The sequence below is a fragment of the Brumimicrobium mesophilum genome (assembly GCF_003025005.1).
GTDB classification, from domain to species: Bacteria; Bacteroidota; Bacteroidia; order Flavobacteriales_D; family Crocinitomicaceae; genus Brumimicrobium; species Brumimicrobium mesophilum.
The window spans coordinates 154,725-179,955 of sequence record NZ_PVSS01000007.1 but is presented as its reverse complement, the minus strand read 5'-3'; the positions used below and the strand labels follow the sequence as shown (position 1 = coordinate 179,955).

The 25,231-nt window shown below is 34.7% G+C and carries 18 protein-coding genes; 13 read left to right on the top strand and 5 right to left on the bottom strand.

Annotated features, from left to right (window positions below):
* Nucleotides 1-237: 237 nt before the first annotated feature.
* The 3 genes from C6368_RS09275 to C6368_RS09265 form a co-directional block, all read right to left on the bottom strand.
* Nucleotides 238-2,139 carry a PKD domain-containing protein gene (locus tag C6368_RS09275; protein WP_449374862.1) on the bottom strand — a complete coding sequence of 634 codons (1,902 nt, stop codon included), beginning with the start codon at nucleotides 2,137-2,139 and terminating at the stop codon, nucleotides 238-240.
* A 436-nt stretch (nucleotides 2,140-2,575) separates the two neighbouring features.
* Nucleotides 2,576-2,785: a T9SS type A sorting domain-containing protein gene (locus C6368_RS17635; protein WP_107038914.1), complete on the bottom strand. Its 210-nt coding sequence runs from the start codon at nucleotides 2,783-2,785 to the stop codon at nucleotides 2,576-2,578.
* Between the two features lie 15 nt (nucleotides 2,786-2,800).
* Complete coding sequence (locus C6368_RS09265) at nucleotides 2,801-4,165, bottom strand: PKD domain-containing protein (protein WP_159038526.1); 1,365 nt, start codon at nucleotides 4,163-4,165, stop codon at nucleotides 2,801-2,803.
* 379 nt (nucleotides 4,166-4,544) lie between these two features.
* Here C6368_RS09265 and C6368_RS09260 point away from each other — a divergent pair, with 379 nt between their 5' ends.
* From C6368_RS09260 to C6368_RS09210, 11 genes are all read left to right on the top strand, one after another.
* Nucleotides 4,545-5,114, top strand: a complete 570-nt coding sequence (locus C6368_RS09260; RefSeq protein WP_107038912.1) for a hypothetical protein — start codon at nucleotides 4,545-4,547, stop codon at nucleotides 5,112-5,114.
* Nucleotides 5,115-5,278: 164 nt separating this feature from the next.
* Nucleotides 5,279-6,256 carry a hypothetical protein gene (locus tag C6368_RS09255; protein WP_107038911.1) on the top strand — a complete coding sequence of 326 codons (978 nt, stop codon included), beginning with the start codon at nucleotides 5,279-5,281 and terminating at the stop codon, nucleotides 6,254-6,256.
* A gap of 2 nt (nucleotides 6,257-6,258) precedes the next feature.
* Nucleotides 6,259-6,723, top strand: coding sequence for a DUF4268 domain-containing protein (locus C6368_RS09250; protein ID WP_107038910.1), 465 nt, complete (start codon nucleotides 6,259-6,261; stop codon nucleotides 6,721-6,723).
* A gap of 574 nt (nucleotides 6,724-7,297) precedes the next feature.
* Entirely contained in the window at nucleotides 7,298-8,941 is a 1,644-nt protein-coding gene (locus tag C6368_RS09245) for an acyl-CoA carboxylase subunit beta (RefSeq protein ID WP_107038909.1), read from the top strand.
* A 12-nt stretch (nucleotides 8,942-8,953) separates the two neighbouring features.
* Nucleotides 8,954-9,415, top strand: coding sequence for a GNAT family N-acetyltransferase (locus tag C6368_RS09240; RefSeq protein ID WP_107038908.1), 462 nt, complete (start codon nucleotides 8,954-8,956; stop codon nucleotides 9,413-9,415).
* Between the two features lies 1 nt (nucleotide 9,416).
* Nucleotides 9,417-11,468 (top strand): M13 family metallopeptidase, encoded by a 2,052-nt coding sequence (locus tag C6368_RS09235; RefSeq protein ID WP_159038525.1) that lies wholly within the window; start codon nucleotides 9,417-9,419, stop codon nucleotides 11,466-11,468.
* Between the two features lie 15 nt (nucleotides 11,469-11,483).
* A complete protein-coding gene (miaA, locus tag C6368_RS09230) occupies nucleotides 11,484-12,380 on the top strand; it encodes a tRNA (adenosine(37)-N6)-dimethylallyltransferase MiaA (RefSeq protein WP_107038906.1) in 897 nt (298 codons plus the stop codon).
* Nucleotides 12,381-12,454: 74 nt separating this feature from the next.
* Nucleotides 12,455-13,087: a hypothetical protein gene (locus tag C6368_RS09225; RefSeq protein ID WP_107038905.1), complete on the top strand. Its 633-nt coding sequence runs from the start codon at nucleotides 12,455-12,457 to the stop codon at nucleotides 13,085-13,087.
* 265 nt (nucleotides 13,088-13,352) lie between these two features.
* A complete protein-coding gene (gene rpsA / locus C6368_RS09220) occupies nucleotides 13,353-15,137 on the top strand; it encodes a 30S ribosomal protein S1 (protein ID WP_107038904.1) in 1,785 nt (594 codons plus the stop codon).
* Nucleotides 15,138-15,272: 135 nt separating this feature from the next.
* Entirely contained in the window at nucleotides 15,273-16,943 is a 1,671-nt protein-coding gene (locus C6368_RS09215; RefSeq protein ID WP_159038524.1) for a YceI family protein, read from the top strand.
* Between the two features lie 88 nt (nucleotides 16,944-17,031).
* Nucleotides 17,032-17,940: a DUF2279 domain-containing protein gene (locus tag C6368_RS09210; RefSeq protein ID WP_107038902.1), complete on the top strand. Its 909-nt coding sequence runs from the start codon at nucleotides 17,032-17,034 to the stop codon at nucleotides 17,938-17,940.
* 71 nt (nucleotides 17,941-18,011) lie between these two features.
* On the opposite strand, the gene fabF is transcribed toward C6368_RS09210, so the two are convergent.
* Together fabF and C6368_RS09200 are read right to left on the bottom strand one after the other, a co-directional pair.
* Nucleotides 18,012-19,256, bottom strand: coding sequence for a beta-ketoacyl-ACP synthase II (gene fabF / locus C6368_RS09205; RefSeq protein ID WP_107038901.1), 1,245 nt, complete (start codon nucleotides 19,254-19,256; stop codon nucleotides 18,012-18,014).
* A gap of 502 nt (nucleotides 19,257-19,758) precedes the next feature.
* Nucleotides 19,759-20,106: a heavy-metal-associated domain-containing protein gene (locus C6368_RS09200; protein ID WP_107038900.1), complete on the bottom strand. Its 348-nt coding sequence runs from the start codon at nucleotides 20,104-20,106 to the stop codon at nucleotides 19,759-19,761.
* A gap of 379 nt (nucleotides 20,107-20,485) precedes the next feature.
* On the opposite strand from C6368_RS09200, the gene C6368_RS09195 reads away from it, so the two are divergent.
* A complete protein-coding gene (locus C6368_RS09195; protein ID WP_107038899.1) occupies nucleotides 20,486-21,340 on the top strand; it encodes a rhomboid family intramembrane serine protease in 855 nt (284 codons plus the stop codon).
* 283 nt (nucleotides 21,341-21,623) lie between these two features.
* Entirely contained in the window at nucleotides 21,624-24,221 is a 2,598-nt protein-coding gene (locus C6368_RS09190) for a T9SS type A sorting domain-containing protein (RefSeq protein ID WP_107038898.1), read from the top strand.
* Nucleotides 24,222-25,231: the final 1,010 nt, after the last annotated feature.

Here is a 25,231-nt window from a genome sequence, read left to right as displayed (position 1 = left end):
TGTCGGGTGTGAATGTATTGGGAATGTAGAAAATTATTTTGTCTAAAACCTCAATGATTTTAATTAATGTATCTGTGCAGTTTTCATTCGTTTTTGCAACTAATTCTATTTGATGCATCCCATATTCAGAAGGAAAAGTGAAAATCGGATTAACATCATTTGAAGATCCTAAATTTCCAAAGCTCCAATCATAAGAATCAGCATAAGAAGAAGTGTTATAAAATTCTACTTTCGTCACTATGACGCTAAGTTCTTCTGGACTATTATAATAATCAGCAATTGGATTGTGATGAATTGCAAGGTAATTATCNCAATGTAATTATTTTCTGTATGCTCTGAAATACAACCTTCGTTTGAAGTCGCTGTTAAAGTAATATCATAAAACCTTGAATCATCAATTGAACTTTCAAAACACTCTGAAAGAACATTCCCATTGTAAATATTCCCATCAGATAGTGTCCATTCTAAATTAGAAATAGTCGAAGGAGAATTAATAATTGTTGTGGAATTAATTTCAGGACAAATCGGAGAACAACCTTCTAATTCATTCCCCACAAAACTCACTTCAGGTAAAGGATGAACAATTACAGATTTACTTATTTCATTTTTACAGCCATTGTTTGAAGTTACTTTCAGATTGACGTTAAATGTTCCATCATTTGAATATTCATGAATTGGATTCTGCAAATTGCTTGAAGTTCCTTCTCCAAAATCCCATTCCCATTCGAGCAATGAATTATTGGGAACTGTATTTGAAATTGATGATAAATCTGTGAAATCTGTTTCATTCTCCAAACACACATTCGGAGATAAAAAATCAACTTCGGGAATTGGCCAAACCGTTACATCTTTTATCAATGTGTCTCTACAACCCATATTATTTTCAACAATTAATCGAACCGAATATATGCTATCATTTACATAATCGTGCGAAGGATTTTCTACATTGGCTAAATTACCATCATCAAAGTCCCAACTCCAATTATTGATCGAAGCACCTCCATTTTCAAGGCTGAGATTTACAAAATTACTTGGGTCTTCATTACATACTGTATCAACTTCAAAATTCGCAATGGGTTTTGAATGAACAGTAATTGTTTTTGAAATCGAGTCTTCACAAGCGTTACTTCCAACCACTTTTAACTTAACAAAATAATCACCTGTTGCCGTGTAATCAAAGATTGGATTTTGAACATTGGAAGTCGCTCCATTTCCAAAATCCCATTCCCATGAATTAATAAAGTCTCCTCCAGAGGTATCAATTACTGAAGAATCCAAAAAGTCGATTTCTTCACCCAAGCACACATCCAGATATTCAAAATTAGCAACAGGAATTTGAGGGGCATTCACATTGAAATTTTCAATTTCACAATTTCCACCCAAATTATATCGCACTGAATAATTCCCATATCCATAACTATTGTTTGAAACATCAAAAGTTGCATTTGTCTCACCAAGAATTGCAACACCGTCGTAGTACCATTGCCAATCGCCCCCTAAAGAATCAGAAGTTACATTTAAAACCAAATCATCTGTACAGAGATACCCCTGTTCACTAATTTCAAGTGAATTAAAAGAATCTTTGGGAGCGAGAATAAAATTGTCAAATAAAAAATAGGGATCTAAGCACTGTAAAAAATGGTACTCCGGTGGCAATATACAAGGAGAACCTATAATTATCTCATTAATATCAACAGTTGGAGTAATTTCTATCGTAAGAATCTCCCAATTTGGATTAGGTAAATATGTTTTGACTCCTATTATATTCCATGCACTGCTTGCCCATATTGGACACACATCATTTGTTTGCAATGGAAGAGTTCCACAATTGCTCGCGCCATATATAGTGAGATCAATTGCACCATAACTAGTTCCACAGTTAGGCCATGATGGATCAGGAATACTGAGACTAAGTGATGCAACATAAAAAGCAAGTTTATATGTTTCACCTGCAAGCAATGGACTATTTAGACAAACAGCAAGATATTCCTTCCATTGAATTTTAATTCTTGAACCGACAAAAGCAGTTCCGTGTGGAGCCGAAATATTAGCTGCATTGACAACTGGATTAATGAATCCACAATTAAAGTATTCAGAATCACTCCAAGAAGCATCAACCCAATCATCTACTAAATGCATTTGTGAATCATTTGTGGGACATGCACTGTAATCTTCGAAAGATGGATTTGGTATTAAATTCGGAATGTTTTGAGGAAGACCTAGTCCTGCACAATCACACTCTGGATCATTAAGGTCAATTAGTCCATTACCTGTATCATCAATTCCATTATCACAAATCTCTTGCGCATGAGTATAAGTGATACTCAACAGCAAAATGAATAGTAGTGATAATTTCCCCATGTTAAAATATGCAGGTATTTTTTAAATTGGACTTGTTTCATCAAACTTATGAAAAAAACTTTAAAAAGAATAATAATTAGACATTAAGAGAAATAGAAGTTAGTTTTTAAACTATTTCAGATGTTTCAAGCGAACTGAAAAGTTAAGTAATCTCTCTTGAAGTTAAGCTAAATCACCGCACCACCAACTTCTTGCGCTGCAACAACTTACCCTCCTAAAAAAGTTGAACAGAATAAGTTCCTGAAGCAAAATTATGTTGAATAAAATAAATGCTCTTCTTCTGTGGTAGCGGAACTGATTTTAGAAATTTACCCAGCATGTCATAAAACCTCAATTCTCCTCTATCAATGTTTCCTGTCTCAATAGTGATTAAGCCACCTTGATCCACAGGATTAGGATAAAGATTAAAATAGTTATCTCCAATGTTGCCATAGGTGTTTTATTGTTTTACGGCAAGATTAAAACTTAGGGTGTCTGCCACGCCATTGCATCCATGCGCTATGAGCGTAACCGTATAACTTCCATTATTTTCATAAGTATGCAAAACAGAATCTACATGCTCTGTGGTGTGCAGTGAATCTCCATCTCCGAAATAATAGGTATAACGACCTGCATTCATGCTTGTGTTGGTAAAATGCACCTGCCGCCCTTCGTTTTCATAACTCAAGGCTGCACTTGGTGGACTTAAATAACCCAAACAATTGGTGCGCAGTAAATACGCAAACTGATAAGGAACGTTATCGTTGAAACGTTGATAATTTAACACCTCACCTCCCAAAATTAAACCACCATCAGGCATTACTTCTAAATCTGCAATGCGGTAATCTGGATCATTAAGTGAATCTAATTCATAATAATGATAATCTCTGTACCAATTCACCTCTCCATCCGTTGAAAAATTCAAAATCCTAACTGCAACATAGTATCTTTCAAGATATTCAATTACCTCTGAGTATTTATACGCAGCAACAAAAGTGGAATCATCTACTTTACGAAATTTATTTATACTGTTGTAAATACTCACACCTTCATGCCAAAATTTGGATAATTGCATGCGCCACACCGTGTCCATATTTTCGTCTATTCGTTCGAGCATAGGCTTATGCTTAAAGCGATCGCTATTGGGAGGGTCGCCAAATAATTTGGAGTCATAATAATTCAAATAAATTGTATCCTCATCAAAATAAGACCCCTTAATTGCATAGCAATATTGCCCGTCTTGAAACTGCTTTTCTGAAATGGTGTTTCCATCTGCGTCAATCCGTAAAAACTTTTGTACCGCCCAATTCATTTCCCCTAACGAGGGCGCAAAATGCTTAACATCCATATAATGCAGCATAAAAGTTCCGTCCTTCATGTCTATAAGGTTTCTTGCTCCACTTTTTATCTTCTCTGGATTTATATCATTGTAAATTTCTTTTGTCCATCGAATCGTCCCATCAAAATCAATCCGCAACAACAGCGTTCCTGTGACATTAAAAGTTGGACTAGATTCTTTTGAATTTGTATAATTTAAGTTCAACAAATAACTTGAATCTGATAAATGAAGTAACTTTGAATGATCAGAAAAAATCAAACTATCTTCTGTCCAGAAATCGCTATACACCGTATCTAAATAGATTTGTCCATTGAGGTCGTACTCAATGAGGCGAAAACTGTTTGCAAAATTGGAAAGATCTTTATAGCAATTCACTAAATTTCCTCGAAAATTTGTATCTAGTTCCACAAAACTGTACATACTGCGTTGCAAGTGCCCCACATCATAATATTCCAAAATGTTTTCATAATCGCCCTGCGCATTCACTTTACCAAAACGGAAGTTGATGCGGTAAGGATTTCCACCTCAAGATCCCAAAGTGAGGTAAGGAACCGAATCTTGTAGGTAAATGTCACTGATTAATGAAAAGGTGTCTATTTCATGGTGGTCATACACCTTTTGAAAGCCGTTTTGGGCCTTACTTTGAAATGCACCAAGCAATACAAAAGAAAAAAATAATATTTTGATGAAAATATTCAATATAGTTTGTTTTTTAGAGTTTACATTATCTAAAAATAGCGTTTTATTTATAAAAAGGGAAAATTAAAACCTTTTCCTTTAAACCAACAACAATCTATTACTGATATTATTCTCCCCTATTTCAAAATTCATTACCTTCGTCCTGTACTAAACTTGGATTACTTTCATGATTAAATTACTGCCAATTCTTCTCTTAATTTCAATCTTAACTGCTTGCCAATCACCAGAAAAAGTGAAAGACTTTGAAACTTACACCTACCTGCAAGTTTGTTTCGAAGATTATTACCTCAATTATGATGTTGAAATAACTCCGCTTTTAAATGAATTTGAGCTTTTACTATTAAGGGAAGGTCATATTTCTGATACAACTGGTGCTGCTTATAAAGTACTATTTGATAGTTTGGCAGTCAATGATTATTTCAAACCTCCATTAAAGAAAGAAGATTTTAACAATACGGCACTTTATAAAAATCCTTCGAATATAATTGGATGTGCTGAATCTCTATTCGCTATAGATTCTCTTCAAATTACGAAAACAAATTATTTCAATGTCGCGAGAAAAATAAATGCTGAAATTGAAAAGGAAGAAGATATTTCAATTCACTATTTCTTTGACTTGTACAAACATGAACTAACTGATGAAGAGATTCGAGCGCCATATATTAAGCAGTCTGTTTTAATTTTACTTTACCGCTGGTATTTTAAGAGCAAGTATGATAGGGATATTAGTTTATAGATGTTAGACTCAATACTACCAACTCAACCTGTGCCGATTTTTATCGGTAAACTCTATACTGTAATTATTATATTTGATTTTAAATACCTTTTTCTAAAGAATTCTGTTGAACATTCGATAATAAAGTTGGTATAAAATGTATCTTTAACAAAAATTATTCAATTATGAGACTCGCTCAAATAGCTAGAAAATTAAAAGTAAAAACTTCTGAAGTTGTTGCTTTTGTTGATCAAAAATTTGAAGATCAAATCGTTCATGCTCCTAACACTAAAATTCCTGATGCTTATGTAAATGACATCATAGAAAATTTTAGTGTGAAGGAAGAATTGAAAACTGAAGAAGAAACTCACGCTAAAACCACTTCATACACAGCTCAGAACACTGAAATTCAATCAGAAAAGTCGGAAAGAATTCAAACTAAAGAATTCACTGAAGGGTCTGAACTTGAGGACACAAATGAAGAAATTAAAGATGATGAGAATTTAAAGGAACCTGAAAAATCATTGGAAACAGAAACTTCCAACGTTAATGAAGAAACTCCAGAACTGAATATTGAGGATGGCGTAATCAAAATTCCAAAAGTTGAAGTTCGAGGATTAAAAGTTGTTGGTAAAATTGATTTACCTGGTAAAAAAACTGAAGAATCAAAAACTGAGGAGGACACTGAAGCTAAAGACTCAGTTCTGCCGGAATCAGAAAACACTGAAGTTGAGCATGATTCTTCACAGGAAAAGAAGGTCGAAGAGGTTGATAAAGCAGAGTCTACTGAAGAGAAAACGGCAATAGAAACTCCTGTCAAAGAAGAAAAACCAGTTGAACAAGAAAAAAAGCCGGTTAAGAAAAAGGTAAAAAAACCACAAGGAAATAAAAACAGAAAGTCTCTTACTTATGAAGAAGAACGTAACTTAGCTCAAAAAGAGTACCGTGACGAACTGAAAAAACAGAAGGAAAAAGAGAAAGAAAAAAAGAAAGCCAATTACCAACGAATGATGGAAGAACGTGCATCTAAAAAAGCACCGAAGAAATCAAAAACGAAACCAACTGCTAAAGGAACTGCTAAATCTGAACCGAAAAAAACTGTTCAGAAAAAAGAAGCTCCTACCACACTTTGGGGAAAGTTTATTTATTGGCTTAACAACTAAATATGTTTACAAAAGAAGAACAAAAAACAGTAAACGCAGCATTTTGGACAAGATTCAAAGAACAAGCTGGAGTAAATAAAGGTGCAAACGGGAAAAAAGTGAACTGGGTAAACTACCCTACTCATCTCAAACAATTATACGTTAGATTACACACTGACACCGAAATCGCTAGATTTTCCATCGACGTGCAAGCAAAAGACGATGGAGTTCGTGCAATAATTTGGGAACAAATGACGGAACTCAAAAAAGTGATGGAGGAAGAAATGAATTCATCAGGACTTTGGGAGGAAACAGCATACAATAGCGCAGGTCAAACCATCTCTAGAATTTCTTGGACTTTGGAAGATGTAAACATGTATGTAAAAGAAGATCAAGATAAGATATTTGGCTTTTTCATCCCATTACTTGTTGGCTTTGATCGATTCTATACTACCTACGACGAAGTTTTGATAGGACTTGTTAGATAGACAATTACGAATGGAATAATTAAGAATTAAGAATTTTATAAAAATTGTAAGCTATCGCGAGGCTCCATCTCGTGGTCATACAATATTTTTTAGTCTACAATTAATTATAAATTTGACAATTCCTATTCCTATAATTATCGGCACGAAATTGAATTTTCTCTTCAAATAATCTTCAAAAGAGATTCCTCGGCATTTTAATTCTTTGGTAAGAATTAAAATACCGAGGAATGACAGCCTGTACGGTAGATTTTCGGCAAAAATGTTCATCAAGCCGAGCTTGAAGAACATTTTTGCCGACTTGAAAAACTAACTACTAGTCATCCCGACAGAGCAGAGCGACGAGGGATCTCTTTTTTTAATTGGACTTGTTAGGTAGTTACCAGTGACTAAAAAAAAATTGTAAGCTGCCGCGAGATTCCATCTAGTGGTCATACAATATTTTTTTAGTCTACATTTAATTCCAAATTTGACAATTCCTATTAATATAATTATAGGCACGAAATTGAATTTTCTCATCAAAAATTCAGCTAAATCAGCTAATTCGATTATTTTTAACGCACAATAATTTCAAATTATGGCGATTTCAAAAAAAGAACTAGATTTTAATAAAAACGAAGATGCAATGCGTCTCAAAATTTCACAACTAGAACGTGAGCTGGCAAAGGTTTACGAAGGTGGTGGAAAAAAAAGAATAGAGAAACACCACAGTAAAGGAAAATTAACTGCACGCGAACGAATTGATTTATTGCTTGACAAAGATTCATACAGTTTTGAAGTTGCAGCGTTTGCTGGAAAAGGAATGTACGAAGAACATGGCGGTTGTCCTGCTGGTGGAGTGGTAATAAAAATTGGTTATGTTTCTGGAAAACAATGTATCGTTGTAGCCAATGATGCAACAGTAAAAGCTGGTGCTTGGTTTCCAATTACAGGAAAGAAAAATTTGAGAGCGCAAGAAATTGCAATGGAAAACAATCTTCCAATTATTTATTTAGTTGATTCTGCCGGGGTTTACCTTCCAATGCAAGACGAAATTTTCCCAGATAAAGAACATTTTGGACGTATTTTTAGAAATAACGCCGTGATGAGCTCAATGGGAATTACACAAATCGCTGCCGTTATGGGAAGTTGTGTTGCTGGTGGAGCTTATTTACCAATCATGTCTGACGAAAGTTTGATAGTGAACAAAACAGGTACTATTTTCTTGGCAGGATCTTATTTAGTAAAAGCCGCGATTGGAGAATCAATAGACAATGAAACATTAGGTGGGGCAACAACACACACTGAAATTTCTGGAGTATGCGACTATAAATCAGAAAATGACGAAGAATGTTTAGAAACTATTCGTGAATTGATGAGTCAAATTGGAGCGCCACAATCTGCAGGTTTTGATAAAAAAGAGGCTGTAACACCGAAACGAGATCCAAAAGAAATTTATGGAATCATACCAAAGGAAAGAACAAAACCTTATGACGTTCGTGATGTTATCGAATGCATGGTCGATGATTCGAAATATACAGAATACAAAAAAGATTATGGACAGTCTATCGTTACGGCTTATGCCAGAATCGATGGTTGGAGTGTTGGAATTGTAGCCAACCAACGTTTGTTGGTTAAAAATGGAAAAGGTGAAATGCAATTCGGTGGAGTTATTTACTCAGATTCTGCTGATAAAGCAGCGCGTTTCATTATGAACTGTAATCAAAAGAACATTCCTTTGGTTTTTCTACAAGACGTTTCTGGATTCATGGTAGGATCTAAAAGTGAACATGGTGGAATCATTAAGGATGGTGCAAAAATGGTGAGTGCAATGGCTAATTCTGTTGTACCTAAATTTACTGTCGTAATGGGAAATTCCTACGGTGCTGGAAACTACGCAATGTGTGGGAAAGCTTACGATCCAAGATTGATGTTGGCTTGGCCTACGGCAGAACTCGCTGTAATGAGTGGAGCTTCAGCAGCCAAAACTTTGATGCAAATTGAAATGGCTTCTTTGAAATCTAGAGGTGAAGAAATTACTGCCGAGAAGGAAAAAGAAATGTATGATGCGATTAAAAATCGTTACGACGAACAAATTAGTCCGTATTATGCAGCTTCAAGAATTTGGGTTGATGCTATAATTGATCCGGCGGAAACAAGAAATATTATTGCTCTAGGAATAGAAGCCGCAAATTTAAAACCAGCTGAAAAGCCTTATAATGTAGGTAATATTCAAACTTAAAATTGAATCCATATGCTAAACTGGCAATTTAAACATTTCAATGACCTTTCTTTAAATGAATTTCACGACATTATTGCTTTAAGAATCAAAGTATTTGTGGTGGAACAGAATTGTCCTTACCTAGAACTGGATGGCAAAGACAAAAAATCTTACCATTTAATTTGTAGAAATGGAAAAGGAGAATTAGTTGGAACAATGCGCATTTTACCCCAAGGCGTTGCTTACAATGATGTTGGATTTGGAAGAGTTGTTTTGGACGAATCAGCCAGAGGTGAGAAAGAAGGACATCAAATGATAGAAGAGGCAATGGCTTTTTGTAAAGCTGAATTTGGTGATGTTCCTATTTGTCTTTCTGGTCAAAAACACTTAGAAGGTTTCTACAATAAACACAATTTCTATTCAACTGGAAAAGAGTATTTAGAAGACGGAATTCCGCATGTTGAAATGAGTACAAACAAAAATGAAAATAAATAAAATGAAAATAATAAAATCGACATTAATATTGGCTGCAGGTGTTTCCATTTTGGCTTCATGTGGTAGTTCTAAAAATGATTCTTCAAAAGTTTCTTCATCAGGAAAACTTTACACCGTAAACGTTGACTACATGGATAAATCTACTTCACCGCAAGATGATTTTTTCCAATATGCTAATGGTTCTTGGATTAAGGATAACCCTGTTCCGGCTTCAGAGTCTCGCTGGGGAAGTTTTAATGAATTAGATCAACGAAACAAAGAGAAACTGACGATTATTCTTGACCAAGCTTTAGCAGCAGATGCAGGTAAAGGAACGGATTTACAAATCATTGGAGATTATTACGCTGCAATGAAAAACATGAAGGTTCGAAATGAAGTAAGTAAGAAAAAAATAGAACTGATTAAAGATGAACTTTCTCAAATCAAGGATATTTCTGATTTACCTGATGCAACTCAAAAGATGAACATTAAGGGTATTCAAGCGTTTTCTGGACTTTATGTAGGTCAAGATTTAAAGAATGTCGATAAAAATGTACTTTATCTTTCACAAGGTGGTCTAGGACTACCGAATAGAGATTATTATTTTGACAAATCAAAAGAAGAAATCCGTGAGGCATATTTGAACTACATGATTTATGCTTTCGAAGAATTTGGATTCGAAAACCCTCAGATTCAAGCTGAAGCTGTTTACAAATTTGAAAATAGAATGGCAGAGTCAATGATGAAGCCTGCAGAATTAAGAATTCCAGAAAATGTTTACAATCCAATGGCAATTGACGAAGTCAACCAACTTGTCAACTTCCTAGATATAAACGATATAGTATCAAAATTTATTGGAGAATTAGCAATTGAAAATGTAATTGTTGGACAACCAGATCATTTGAACAAAACGGTTGATATTATTGAAAATACTGATTTCGCTGTTATAAAAAGTTATTTAGCTTGGAAATATATCAATCATTATGCGCCATATATGAATGATAAATTAGTAAAGCTAAATTTTGATTTCTATGGTACTTGGCTTTCTGGAATTAAAGAAATGAAGCCAATGAATGAAAGAGCGATTGAGGAAATGACTAACAAAGCAGTAAAAACTGCGTTGGCCAAAGAATTTGTAGCTCGTCACTTCTCAGAAGCAGCTAAAGAAAAAGTAAATTCAATGGTAGATAATTTACTAACTGTCTATGAAAGTAGAATCAATTCTTTGGACTGGATGACCAACGAAACTAAAGTTGAAGCCTTGAAAAAATTAAATGCAATTGGTCGTAAATTAGGATATCCTGACACATGGAAAAACCTTGACAATTTAGAAATAAAATCAGATGATTACCTAGCAAACATTGATGCTTGCAACAAGTTCTCTTATGAAGAAAACATGTCAAAATTAGGTAAACCAGTGGATAAAAATGAATGGGGAATGCCAGCTCACATGGTTAATGCATATTACCACCCGTTATTGAACGAAATTGCTTTTCCAGCAGGAATTATGCAAGCACCTTTCTTTGATGTAAACGCTGAAGATGCTGTTAATTATGGTGGAATTGGAATGGTAATCGGACACGAATTTACACATGGATTTGATGATATGGGAAGTAAATTCGCAGCTGATGGATCATTTACTAACTGGTGGTCGGATGTAGACAGGGAAAACTTCGAACAAAGAACTGACCGCTTAGGGAGAACTTTTTCAGGCTTCTGCCCTATCGAAGGGCACTGTGTAAATCCTGATTTAACAATGGGAGAAAACATAGCAGATTTAGGAGGAATCACAATGGCATATTATGCTTATGCAATGACCGATGAATTCAAAAAAGGTGATAAAAGAGACGGCTTTACTCCTGCTCAACGTTTTTATCTTGCATATGCACAATTGTGGAAAATCAATTATACAGATGCTGAATTAAAAAAACGATTGGCAACTGATCCGCATAGTCCAGGTAAATACCGCGTAAACGGGCCATTGATGAACTCACCAGAATTCTTTGAAGCATTCGATGTGAAAGAAGGTGATAAAATGAGAAAAAACGAGAAAGAAATTTCTAAAATTTGGTAATCGATTAGCAGACCAATGAAAGAAATAATAGTTATTGCTGGGCCCACAGCAAGCGGAAAAACTTCGCTTGCTGTGGCATTGGCTAAGCGATTAAAATGCTCGGTAATATCTGCAGATAGTCGCCAATTTTATAAGGAACTGGCAATAGGTACTGCAAAACCAACTCCCGAAGAAATGGAGGATGTTCCGCATTACTTCATCGATTCACATTCAATTGAACATCCTTTATCTGCTGGTCAATTTGAAAAACAAGCGCTTGAAAAAGTAGAAGAACTTTTTAAAACTGAAGACTATATTATCGTGGTTGGTGGCTCGGGAATGTTCATCAATGCATTAATTTATGGAACAGATCAACTGCCTCATGACCCAAAAGTGAGAGATTTCTGGAACCAAGAATTAGAAAACAAGGGAATAGAATTTCTTCAAGAAAAATTAAAAGCAATTGACTTACCTTATTATAATGAGGCAGATATTAAAAATCCAGTTCGGCTGATTAGGGCACTAGAAATTCAACAAATTACGGGCGAACCATTTTCAAAATTACGCCAACAAGACATCAAAAAACCACGATATTCCACCCACTATTTTGTAATCAATCACCCCAGAGAAAAATTGTATGACCGCATCAACAAACGTGTTGAAATCATGATTGAAAATGGCTTAGTACAAGAGGTGAAACTCAATCAAAAGTACAGTAATTTACAACCATTAAACACTGTTGGATATAAGGAAGTTTTTGAATATTTGAATGGTGAAATTTCGATGGAAAGAGCGATAGAGCTTATTCAACAGAATACCAGAAGATATGCTAAACGTCAACTCACATGGTTTAGAAAAATCGATAACGCTCACTGGATTACACCAACTACAACAGATGAAATGCTTAAAACCATTCTTTCAACAGTTGAATAAATTTTCTTACCCCTTCCCGTTATTTATTTGAAATAATCTTCTTATTTCTTTATATTTGGTTAAAATTCGAATTTATGAAATATCTAGCACTTATTTTTCTACTTGCATTATTCTCCTTTACTTCATGTAAAAAGAAAGAGCTCGAATTTAAGTTTACTGGAAATATTAAATCATTAAACAATAACTCAAACCTTGCCAATGCAGATGTGAAAATCTACGTAAATACAGCAGGAAGTGCGAATCAAGTACTAGAAGCTACTACGACAAGCGATAATTCTGGTAATTATGAGGTTTCAATTGAACGCTCAAAATATGAAACTGTCACCATTAAAGTAAGTAAATCGAATTATTTCAATGTTGAGGAAGCCTATTCTATCGATGATCTCACAACATCAGACCCTAACGAAATCGATTATAGCTTAAGTCCAAAATCCTGGACAAAATTCATTTTAAAAAACGTACCTGCCGGAAATTCAGGAGATGTACTCAAAATTCAAAAAGTATCGGGAAAAACTAACTGCGATGATTGCTGTCCAAACGAAACAAAATTTTATTACGGTGTGATTGACGAAGTTGTTTATTGTCCGAACGATGGTGATACTTATATGAAATTTTTCTGGTTCGTAGAAGGAACAACAACAATGAATGGCGTTGATAGTATTTACAATACACCTTTCGATACAATAAGCTATACCATTGAATATTAAAAAAGCTGTTTCCCCTTCAAAAAGGAAGTTAAAATTAGGACTTCAAACCGATTAACAATCCATTAGAATCCTGATTAACAACATAAAATTGTTGAAAACAATCAATTTTTCTCTTGCGTCTTTTTGTCATTCAAATAAATAAAGTATATCTTTGCACTCCAATTGTAAAGAATAATTGGGAATTGCCAATCTTAAACACGGCAATTTAATATAAACATCTTTCAGGTTATTAAGATTACTTGGAATACAATTAAAAGGTGCCAACATGGCTGAAAACAAAATTATTGAACAGGGAAATCCTGAGTTTGACTGGGACGCGTTAGCTAACGAAGGTTACAGTACAGCACAACACGCAGAATACGTTGATACGTATGAAGCAACATTAACTTCTATCACAGAGAAAGAAGTAATTCTAGGAACTGTGGTTGCAATTACAGACCGTGAGGTTGTTGTAAACATTGGTTACAAATCAGAAGGAGTTATTGCAATTAACGAATTTCGTTACAAAACAGATCTTGCTGTTGGGGATGAAGTTGTAGTATTTGTTGAATCACAAGAAGACCGTAATGGTCAATTGGTTGTTTCTCACAAAACTGCACGTATGCACCACGCATGGGATCGTGTTAACGAAGTGTTGAAAACTGGTGAAGTTATCACTGGTCACGTTAAATGTAGAACTAAAGGTGGTCTTATCGTTGATGTATTTGGAATTGAGGCATTCTTGCCAGGTTCTCAAATTGACGTTAAACCTATCCGCGACTACGATATGTACGTTGGAAAAGACATGGAATTCCGTGTGGTTAAAATCAACCAAGAATTTAGAAACGTTGTTGTTTCTCACAAAGCGCTTATCGAAGCAGAGCTTGAAGAGCAGAAAAAACAAATTATCTCTGGTCTTGAAAAAGGACAGGTTCTTGAAGGTACAGTTAAAAACATTACTTCTTACGGTGTATTCATCGATTTAGGTGGTGTTGATGGTCTTGTTCACATTACAGATCTTTCTTGGGGACGTGTTAACCACCCAGAAGAGATTGTTGAATTAGATCAAAAATTAAACGTTGTAATCCTTGACTTCGATGACGATAAGAAACGTATCGCTCTTGGATTGAAACAACTTCAAGCACATCCTTGGGATGCATTGGATGAAGGTATGAACGTAGGTGATAAAGTAAAAGGTAAAGTAGTTGTACTTGCTGATTACGGAGCTTTCGTTGAAATCGCACCAGGTGTTGAAGGATTAATTCACGTTTCTGAAATGAGCTGGTCACAGCACTTAAGAACAGCACAAGATTTCCTTAAAGTAGGAGATGAAGTTGAAGCTGTTGTTTTAACATTAGATCGTGAAGAGCGCAAAATGTCTCTAGGTATCAAACAATTGATGCCAGATCCATGGGAGCAAATTGAAAACCGTTACCCAGTTCAATCTAAGCACAATGCTAAGGTTCGTAACTTTACTAACTTCGGTGTATTCGTTGAATTAGAAGAAGGTGTTGACGGATTAATTCATATCTCTGACCTTTCTTGGCAAAAGAAAATCAAACATCCATCTGAATTCTGCAAAGTAGGAGAAGAAATGGAAGTTGTTGTTCTTGAAATTGACCAAGAAAACAGACGTATCTCTTTAGGTCACAAACAACTTGAAGAAAACCCATGGGATGTATTTGAAACTATCTTCGGAGAAGGTTCAGAGCACCAAGGAACAATCGTTGAACAAAAAGATAAATCAGGAATCGTATCATTACCATATGGTGTAGAAGGAATTTGTCCTGCTAAGCACATGCGTAAAGAAGATGGTTCTAACGCGAAAGTAGAGGAAACTCTTGATTTCAAAGTTATCGAGTTCAACAAGGATGCGAAGAAAATCGTTGTTTCTCACTTGAGAACATTTGAAGAAGGTGAAGACAAGCCAACTACTAAAAAATCTAGTGGTAAATCATCAGGTGGTGGTTCTTCAAAAGCAGTTAGCGATAACAACAAGAATACTGAAAAATCTACTTTAGGTGATTTGGACGCTCTTGCAGCTTTAAAAGAAAAAATGGAAGGAAAGTAATTTTCTAACATCATAAATTGAAAAGTCCCGATTCGAAAGAGTCGGGACTTTTTTTTGAACTACTTTTAAAAACAATTTAGTTTTTAGAATGTTATTTTTACCTTATACAAATAATAATTTCAAAAAAAGATGAATATGGACACAATTTTAGCTGTAATCGCATTAATCACTGGTGGTTTTATGACTTATGGATTAATAAAAAATAGAACTAACTCACTCCCATATATTGCTGTTTTCATTTTATCTTTATTAACTATCATTTATTCTAGAGACCTTATCCTAAGCGACGAGAACTCAAACCACCTTCTCGCCTATCTCCTGATTTCCGTATTAGGAATCAATTTTGCAATTGGTGAGTTCACAAAAAATAGTACTAAGAAATTATTCATTTTAGCTCCTACTGTATTAAGTGGTATTTTCTTTATGTATCCGCAAGTTGCTGAACATTCATTTTTAGGACAGAAAATTGACGATATCATTATTGTTTTTGCAATAGCATTATTAAGTTCGGTTGCTCCCTTAATAATTTTTATTTTCGATAAAATAGTTACTATTGGAATAACTAAGATTACAACAATAAAATGGGAGGCAGAAGACAAACATTTATTTCATAACGCCCTAACGTTAGCTTACGTAGGCGTAATTGCTGTTATTGGTAGTTTTCTACTTGGAAAAATCAGTTTCCTTATCGCTGCAACATTTCTAATTTCGTCCGCTTTTGTTACACGCAATAAATATGGAATCAAAAATAGTACACTTCTGTCCTCAGGAGCGGCTTTACTTTTAATTTCAAGTGCATATATAGTTTTAGAAAAATCAGGATTTGAAACGCTTGATTTAAAAAATGGAGAAGTAATTGAAGGATTGTTTATGGCAGGGTTTTTAGCTGTAATTTACTCCCTTTTTATTAAACTTGGACAACATACCAAAGGAACTTGGACATTTTTACCTGTACTTAAAAGTGTGCTTGCTCCTATTATCATTCTATTTTTAATGGGATTTGCCTATACGCAATTAGAAAGATTAGGAGGTGTACTCACGCTGACGAGTTATTTAATCGCTCTTGGGTTGATCACAATGATTTACAGTACACTCAAAAGTAATGCTAACCTCATCGGTTTACATTTAATTTCTCTTGGCTCAGTACTTTTATTTTCTCCTTACCTTCAACCGGTGCAACAAAGTTCAGGAATAGACTTAGGTGCATTAGGAATTGAATTAACAGAGGGCAAAGAAAATAAAACTTCCGACAATAATAACAATTTGAGTTACCACGAAAAACTAGATGAACCTGCAGGAAAGGAACTTAATAATTCTGTAGGGACTTGGACAATAGATCCTACTTCCTCTAAAGTATTCTTTGAATTAGGTCCTGTAGATGGAAGAACAAAAGGAGAATTCACAAATATCGAAGGAGAATTTAAAATCGGAGAGGAACTTAAAAACACGAGTATTGCTGTTACTCTGCCGGTAGAACACATTTCTACTTACAATTCCATGCGTGATGAATCATTAATGGATATAGAGTATTTTCATCAAGAAAAATTTCCAGAAATTTCATACCAAGCTGATCAATTTACAAAAGAAGAGGACGCTTATATCCTTGAAGGTACATTCAACATGTTGGGCTACTCTAATCCACTTTCTTTAACATTAAAACTTGTGGGTGTCGGTGAAAAAGATGGAAAAGAAATCATGGTACTTTGGGGTAAAGCTTCTGTAAATAGAACAGAATATGGAATGCCGTCTTCTGCCAAAGTTGGAGATGTAGTTGATTTTCATTTCGAAGTTCAATTAACCAAATAGATTTTTGTCTTAGGGGCGCTTTGCTGTAGGGGCGTTTGGCAAAACGCCCCTACAGCTTGTTAATTAAAAATTCCTTAATTTTAACCCTGTGAAAAATCTCCTCTTAATCAGTTTTATTGCTTTGGCCTTTTTTGGTCGTACGCAATCATTTTTTGAGAACGATACCACTTTAAACAGGAATAGAACCGCATGGACAAGTGGAGCAATTGCAGCGGGATGGACAGGTAGTATTATCGCACTAAAAAACGTTTGGTACAAAGACTCATGGACAAATGAATTTCATTTATTTGACGATTCTCGGCAATGGTTAGGCATGGACAAGACGGGACATATTTACACGGGAAATCTCATCACTAAAAATATTTCATCATTTTATCGTTGGTCCGGAGTAAACAGAAAAAAGAGCTTATTAATTGGTTCTTCTGTTGCTTTCGGATATATGACCTCCCTAGAATTATTGGATGGATATTCAGAAAAGTGGGGATTTTCTTGGAGTGATATAGCTGCTAATTCTTTAGGAATTGCTTGGTATACTTGGCAAGAATTACTTTGGGAAGAACAGCGCATAAAATTAAAATTCAGTGCACACCTCACACCTTATGCGCAATACCGGCCAAATACATTAGGAGCAACAACTACCGAAAGGCTCTTGAAAGACTATAATGGTCAAACCTATTGGCTTTCCATTTCTCCTGCTCAATTTCTAAATAAATCAACCGCTTTTCCAAAATGGTTAAGTTTTAGTTTTGGTTACAGTATTGATGAAAAGTTACATGGAGATCATAACACTTACACAGTTCATACAGGAAAACCTGGACTACAAACTTTTAATGCTAAAAGTCAATACTTATTTTCATTGGATATTGATTTTGAAGGCTTCAATCCAAAAAGAGATTGGGTAAGGACTTTATTTAAGGTGATAAACCATGTGAAGGTACCGTTTCCTGTAATCATGTTCAGTGATGGAAAACTGGCAGTTAGTCCATTTTATTTTTAGTTTAACCGCAAAGCCCACAGCCTTTTTCGCAAAGCTCTGTGCACTTAGCGGTTAATATCATGTATTATATGTTACTCTTCGTATTTTTTCAATAAAACAGCTGCAATATGTCCACCAAAACCGAAAGTATTACTCAATGCGTAATCTACTTTGGCAGAAACACCTTTACCCACAGGGAAGTCATAACTGTCTTTACATTCTTCTTCGAAATCTTCAACGTTAATTGTTGGAGGAACCATTTGGTGCTTGATTGATTGCGCACAAAGAATTGTTTCAATTGCTCCTGCAGCTCCCAATAAATGTCCTGTCATAGATTTAGTTCCACTAACTAATAATGATTTTCTTTTAGCAAAAACCGCATCTAACGCTTTTATTTCGCTCACATCACCATTAGGAGTTGAGGTGGCATGCATATTTACGTAATCAACCTGGTCTGGAGTAACTTCTGCTTCTTCAAGGGCCAAGTTCATTCCTTTAATTGCACCTAAACCTTCAGGATGTGTTCCTGTTAAATGATAGGCATCAGCAGCCATTCCACCACCAACTACTTCAGCAATAATATTTGCTCCACGTTTTTTTGCATGCTCTAATTCTTCAACAATTAACGCTCCAGCACCTTCTCCCATCACAAAACCATCTCGGTTTTTATCAAAAGGGCGTGATGCAGTTGCATAGTCATCATTCTTCGTTGATAAAGCCTTTAAAGAACCAAACCCTCCAATAGTTGCAGCTCCAATTGGTGATTCAGAACCTCCAGCTACAATCATGTCAGCCTTATTCCAACGCACATAATTAAATGCTTCAATAATTGCAGTTGTGGATGTAGCACATGCTGAAACCGGAGCGAAATTTATTCCTCTCAAACCATATTTCATAGAAATAACTCCTGCTGCAATATCAACTAAAATTCTAGGAATAAAGTAAGGATTAAAACGTGGTGTTCCATCTCCATCATGAAATTCTTTTATGTGATTTTCGAAAGTTTGAATCCCTCCATTTCCAGATCCCCAAATAACTCCTATTCTATCTAAATCTAAATTTTCGAAATCAACATCTGCTTGTTTAACTGCTTCGTCTACAGCAACCAAAGCGTATTGTGTAAACATGTCATATTTTTTGCGTTCTTTTCTATCTAAATGATCTTCCGCATTGAAGTCTTTTAATTCACATGCAAATTGAGTTTTAAATTTAGAAGCATCAAAAGTTTTAATTGGTCCTGCCCCACTAACTCCGTCTAGTGCATTTTTCCAAAAGGAATCAACTGAATTCCCGATTGGAGTTAAGGCACCCATTCCCGTGATAACGACTCTACGCATAATTTTTTTGTTTTAAATTGCGGGGTAAATATAACAAAATAAATAGATGAGCCCATTTGACGAATTATAAGCGCTTTATTTCGCTATACTTTAATACTTTTTTTGGGGCTTCCCAGACATTTTATCTTCGTAAACTACGATCAATGTCTAGGTCGGGTCATCCACTGTATCTTTTTTTACAAAAAAGGATGCCGTTTCTCCCCCTAAGCCGAAAATACGGAGCTGTTTAAATGAACATATATCTCATATTTTACCTAGAGAACAATCTATAGAAGCAATCTTAAGAACTCAACAGAATAAAGTAAGTTTGCCGAACTGAAGTTAAATAAGTGGTCGAAACCCTTTTTGGATGACTCGCAGTTTCAATTTTTAAGAGATAATCCAATTATTTTTTTTCGGGACCTCACTAATTGGTTTTAGGCAAAACACTAACTATTAGAAAACAAAAATCCCCCGCCTTTTTGAATAGAACGAGGGACAATATTATTAAGCTTTGATTTTTTTATTTTTTACAACATCCATCTAAACTATTGTAAGCTTCTTCAGTAGGTTCAACATCATTTGCTTTATACCCTGAAAGAGCAATTGCTTTTTCGATATCCTCAAGTGAAGATTTCTTTGAATTGTAAGTAACTGTAATTGTGTTAGTCTCTGAATCAATTTTCACCTTTCTTACTCCTTTCGTATTTTCACTTACTCTTAGGAAAATATTTTGATCACAAGATTCACATTCAGCACAATGGTCACAGAAAATTTCTGTATCAATTACTGTTGTTTTAATTTTACCTTCTTGACTATATGCAAGGTGAATTGAAGAAATAAATAACAGGGTTAAAAGTACGTTTTTCATTTTTATAAATTTAATTGATCAATATTTACTGATTAATAATAAAGACAGCACTGGCATAAACTGTTCCAAAAATACAGTTCTTTTGGAATCCATCCAGCCAGAAATTATCTTTGCTAAGATATAAAAAGGAAATGAACTTGAGCGTTTCCTTCTATTTACATTAGAAGGATCACTTTTGGTATTAAAAACATAATGGATTATTAGATAAAAACATTATTTCAATAGATCTAGCACTTCGATAAGAAATATAGTTATGTCATGTATTAAAATCAGAATTTCCTCTTCTTATAAAAACGCTGTATTTAAATTTTTATATTTTAATTGTTGTGACATAATGGCGCTATAAAATTGTAGGAACAAAATTTGACAAGCAAAATACATGAATTTAATACAAACTGAAAAAGGCAGGACACTTGAGGCGGTAATTTATCCTTTACTCTTGTTAATTGTCATGTGGGTTGTATTTTTAATCGATAGGTATTTCCATTTGGATTTATATAAATACGGGGTAAAACCGCAAAGTATTGAAGGAATAAAAGGAATTTTCCTTATGCCTTTTATTCATGGTCAGCGCGATTTTTCTCATATCATCAATAATTCTGTTCCTACATTTATATTGTTGAGTACATTGATTTATTTCTATCGAGAAATTGCATTGTATGTTGTCCTTTTCGTTTGGTTAGGCGCTGGTTTTTTAGTTTGGTATTTAGCTGTAAACACAGGTTCTTACCACATTGGAATGTCGGGAGTAATTTATGGCTTATTTGGCTTTCTTTTTATCAGCGGATTCTTTAAAAAATATTTACCACTACAAGCCATTTCTTTGTTTGTTGCATTTGTATATGGTTCTATGATTTGGGGAGTATTCCCCATGGAACAAGGTATTTCTTGGGAGGGGCATTTATCTGGTTTTTTAGTGGGTACATTAATAGCGTTTGTTTTCCGAAGAAAAGGACCAGTTCCACCAAAATACCCTTATGAAATTGAAAAAGAAATGGGTATTGAGCCTCCAGATCTAGAAGGAGAATGGAAAGAACGCAGAAGAATTTGGGAAGAACAACAGTTGCAAAAACAAGAAGAAATTCATCAAAGAATTGAAGCCTTGGAAGCTCAAAAGCAAGTGCAACCGAAGGAAGATAATGAAGAAAGTTCCACCAACCTGAAAAACACATCTTCTTCACAAGGTTTTGGGGTAAATTATCATTTCATTCCAAAAAAGAAAAAAGAAGAATAGAATAAAGTCATCCTAGAATATTTTTATTCAAAATAGAAAAGTAATTCATAAGTACTAATCGACCGGTAACATTTGATAAAAGATGATTATTTCTAAATGAATTACAAATCGATAAAGCAATGCAAGCGTATTTAGTAAAAGGTCCTGAACAACTTATGATTCGTATTATCAACCAAAAAAATTAAACAGCTAAAGAAATTATCTAATGTGTTAAATTTCAGTATTTAAGTGTATAATTCAAACATTTATCTTATGTTTATTCTGAATTTTAAAACAAACTATTATGAAATCAAAACTACTTTTATTACTTATTTTTCTATTAGGAACTTTTTTCAGTCAATCACAAACAGAATTAGTTGTTACAGCTCCAGAGACAGGCGCAACAACAGGTTTACGTGCTCCAAATGGAACGACTGCTCATACTACTGTTCGAGGGGTAATTATTATAACTCCGGCAGAATTAGCGGCTATACCAACTGGAACAGTCATTACAAAATTGAATATGCTTTTGGAGACAGGTGCAATACCTGGTCCATCAGGTGGTAATATCGAATTTTATTTAGAGAACACAACTGATGTTACTAATTTAAAATCTACCACATGGTCTACTTGTATTTCAACAATGACAAGTGTATATTCAGGAGCTTACGACATACCTGCAGTAGCGGGATCTACAGCTCCACTCACTTTAACTTCTAACTTTGTTTACAATGGAGGGTCAGTTTATGTTGCATACGACTATACTGGTTCAGTATTCACCACATTTTCCTCAGTTTATCACGCTAATAACACATTAGCAGGTGGTTGGAAAGGTATGGTAAGCACATCGACTATTTCTCCTACAACATTAACCCAAACTTCAGCATTTAGACCTTGTATTCAATTTACGTTTTCAAATCCATATACGAATGAGCTAAATGTTTCTGGTTTGGCAGGTGAAAAAGGAATTTTCAACAGCAATTTAAAAACTACGCAAACTGTAACTTCGACAATCACAAACACTTCTGTGGGGGCTTTAACAAACATACCTGTAACCCTAGATGTAACAGGAGCAAACCCATATACTGTTATGCAAACAATTGCATCGATTGCTCCGGGTGCAACAGATACGATCTTATTTATTAATGTTCCTACTTCAAACACAGGCTCGCAAGTAATTTCTGTTTCTTTACCTGCTGATGAAAACGTGGCTAATAATACTGCTATTTTCAACCAACAAGTACAATGTGATTCTATAGGTTATAACCAAGGGCCAGTACAAGGCAGTGGTGTTGGCTTCAACACTGGAACTGGTGTAATTGCTGTACGACATGAAATAACAAGCTCTCAACCTACTTTCGTTAAAGAAGTTACCAATTATTTCTCAGTTTCTGCCAATAATACAGGAAACACCATAAAAGGTTTATTACTAGACGCTTCAGGTACAATTATCGATTCAACAAATTTAATTACAATAACTGCAGCAATGCTGGGAACGAAACAGGAGTTTAGCTTTCTTAATGGAAATGTTGATGTTTCGAATGACACTATTTACGTAGGATTCCGTCAAACTGCGAACATATTTACTGGATATTTCCCTTTTGGAAATCAAAATAATTCTTATGTTGATGGAAATGCAGCTGCAACTTTCCCAGTGAATGGAGGAGCACCTACCCCATTGGGCGATGCACTTGGCTATATGATGTTTAACGCTACATTAGACTTTGATGGATTTGATGTTCCTAACTCTTCTTTTAATGGTGTGATTTGTACAAATTCAATATTAGACATTACACCAATGACAGGGTTTTCAAATTATGAGTTTTTTATTGATGGAGTAAGTGTTCAAGATGGAGCGACTCCAACTTATTCTACTGCACCCTTAACAGCTTCCACAGATTTTAGTGTAACGATTACAAATGGAGCATGTACCTTTAGTAGTGATGTAATACAAATTACAGTTCCTCCTTTAACCTACGCAGTTTCGGATGGTATTTGTCTGGGTGAAACTTATACATTGGGTACACAAACGATAACAACACCTGGATCCTACACTGAAACATTTCAGACTGCCGCAGGTTGTGACAGTACGGTAAACCTAACGTTAACTGACTTACTTCCAACTTCAAGCACGTTGAATGCTGAAATATGTCAAGGAGAAACTTATCAATTCGAATCTCAAACTTTGACTACAGCAGGAAATTATACTGAAACAATTATGAATGCAGTTGGATGTGATAGTGTGATCAATTTAACATTGGTGGTTAATCAACCAACGAGTTCTTCATCTGCACTTACACTTTGCGCAAATTCTTATCAGTTTGATGGACAAAACTTAACATCTTCTGGAACATATACGAGAACAATTCCTAATTCACTTGGATGCGATAGTATAATTACATTAGATTTAACTTTAAATGCACCACTAACTGTAACCACTTCATTAACTGGAGCTACATTAACTGCTACCTCTACACCTGCAGCAGCGTCATATCAATGGTTTGATTGTGTAACAGGCACAGATGTTTCTGGAGCAACATCGGCTACTTTTGATCCAACTGTAAATGGAGAATACGGAGTAATTGCTACCTCGGCGGATGGTTGTGCTGACACTTCGGCTTGTGTAGTTGTGAATACTGTTGGAGTAAAAGATTATGTTCAAATATTAGGTTTGAACTTGCATCCAAATCCAACGAATGGAGTTGTGACAGTATTCTTCGAAAACATGGACGCAGAAGAATATAACTTAGAAGTAATTGATGCCACAGGTCGTAAATTGTCTGAGCAAAAGATTATTGACAACACTACAAAAGTGGATTTATCTAGTTATGATAATGGAGTTTACATGATCAGAATATTTAATGAAACACGTGAAAGCATACACAGAATCGTGAAAAATTAAGGAAACCATTAATCAGAGTATGAATAGGACATTTTGCAAAAGGTCCTATTCTTACAGTAAAAGCCAATTTCGTTTTAACGGAATTGGCTTTTATCTTGGGATTATGTTTTCAATGATTATGAGAGACGCCGCCAAATACTAATTCATGAATTGAATAATTAAGTGGTTGAAACCACTTGTGGATAGCACGTGTTTCAATTAGTGAGGGATGAATCCCTCACCAATTGGTTTTGATCAATTAATGGAAATCTTGAATTTTAATTCAAATTCCATCTTCTATTTTTCTTTCACGTTAGTCATTAAAACTAGTGAGAAATGCTATTGATGTGGGATTCATCCCACATTAAAATAAGCAACTTCTGAACTTCTAGCCGTTTCAACGTCTTAATATTTAGAGAGAAAAACAAGGATTAAAGGAATGATCTCTCTTTTCATCGTTTGCATTAACAATACCATGAATTGAATAAATAAGTCGTTGAAACAATTTTTGGATAGTGCATGATTCCATTAGTCAGTGATGAATCCCGCACCAATTGGTTTTGATCAAATAAAGGAAATCTTGAATTTTAATTCAAATTCCATCTTCTATTTTTCTTTCTCGTTAGTCATTAAAACTAGTGAGAAATGCTATTGATGTGGGATTCATCCCACATTAAAATAAGCAACTTCTGAACTTCTAGCCGTTTCAACGTCTTAATATTTAGAGAGAAAAACAAGGATTAAAGGAATGATCTCTCTTTTCATCGTTTGCATTAACAATACCATGAATTGAATAAATAAGTCGTTGAAACAATTTTTGGATAGTGCATGATTCCATTAGTCAGTGATGAATCCCGCACCAATTGGTTTTGATCAAATAAAGGAAATCTTGAATTTTAATTCAAATTCCATCTTCTATTTTTCTTTCTCGTTAGTCATTAAAACTAGTGAGAAATGCTATTGATGTGGGATGAATCCCACATTAAAATAAGCAACTTCTGAACTTCTAGCCGTTTCAACGGCTTAATATT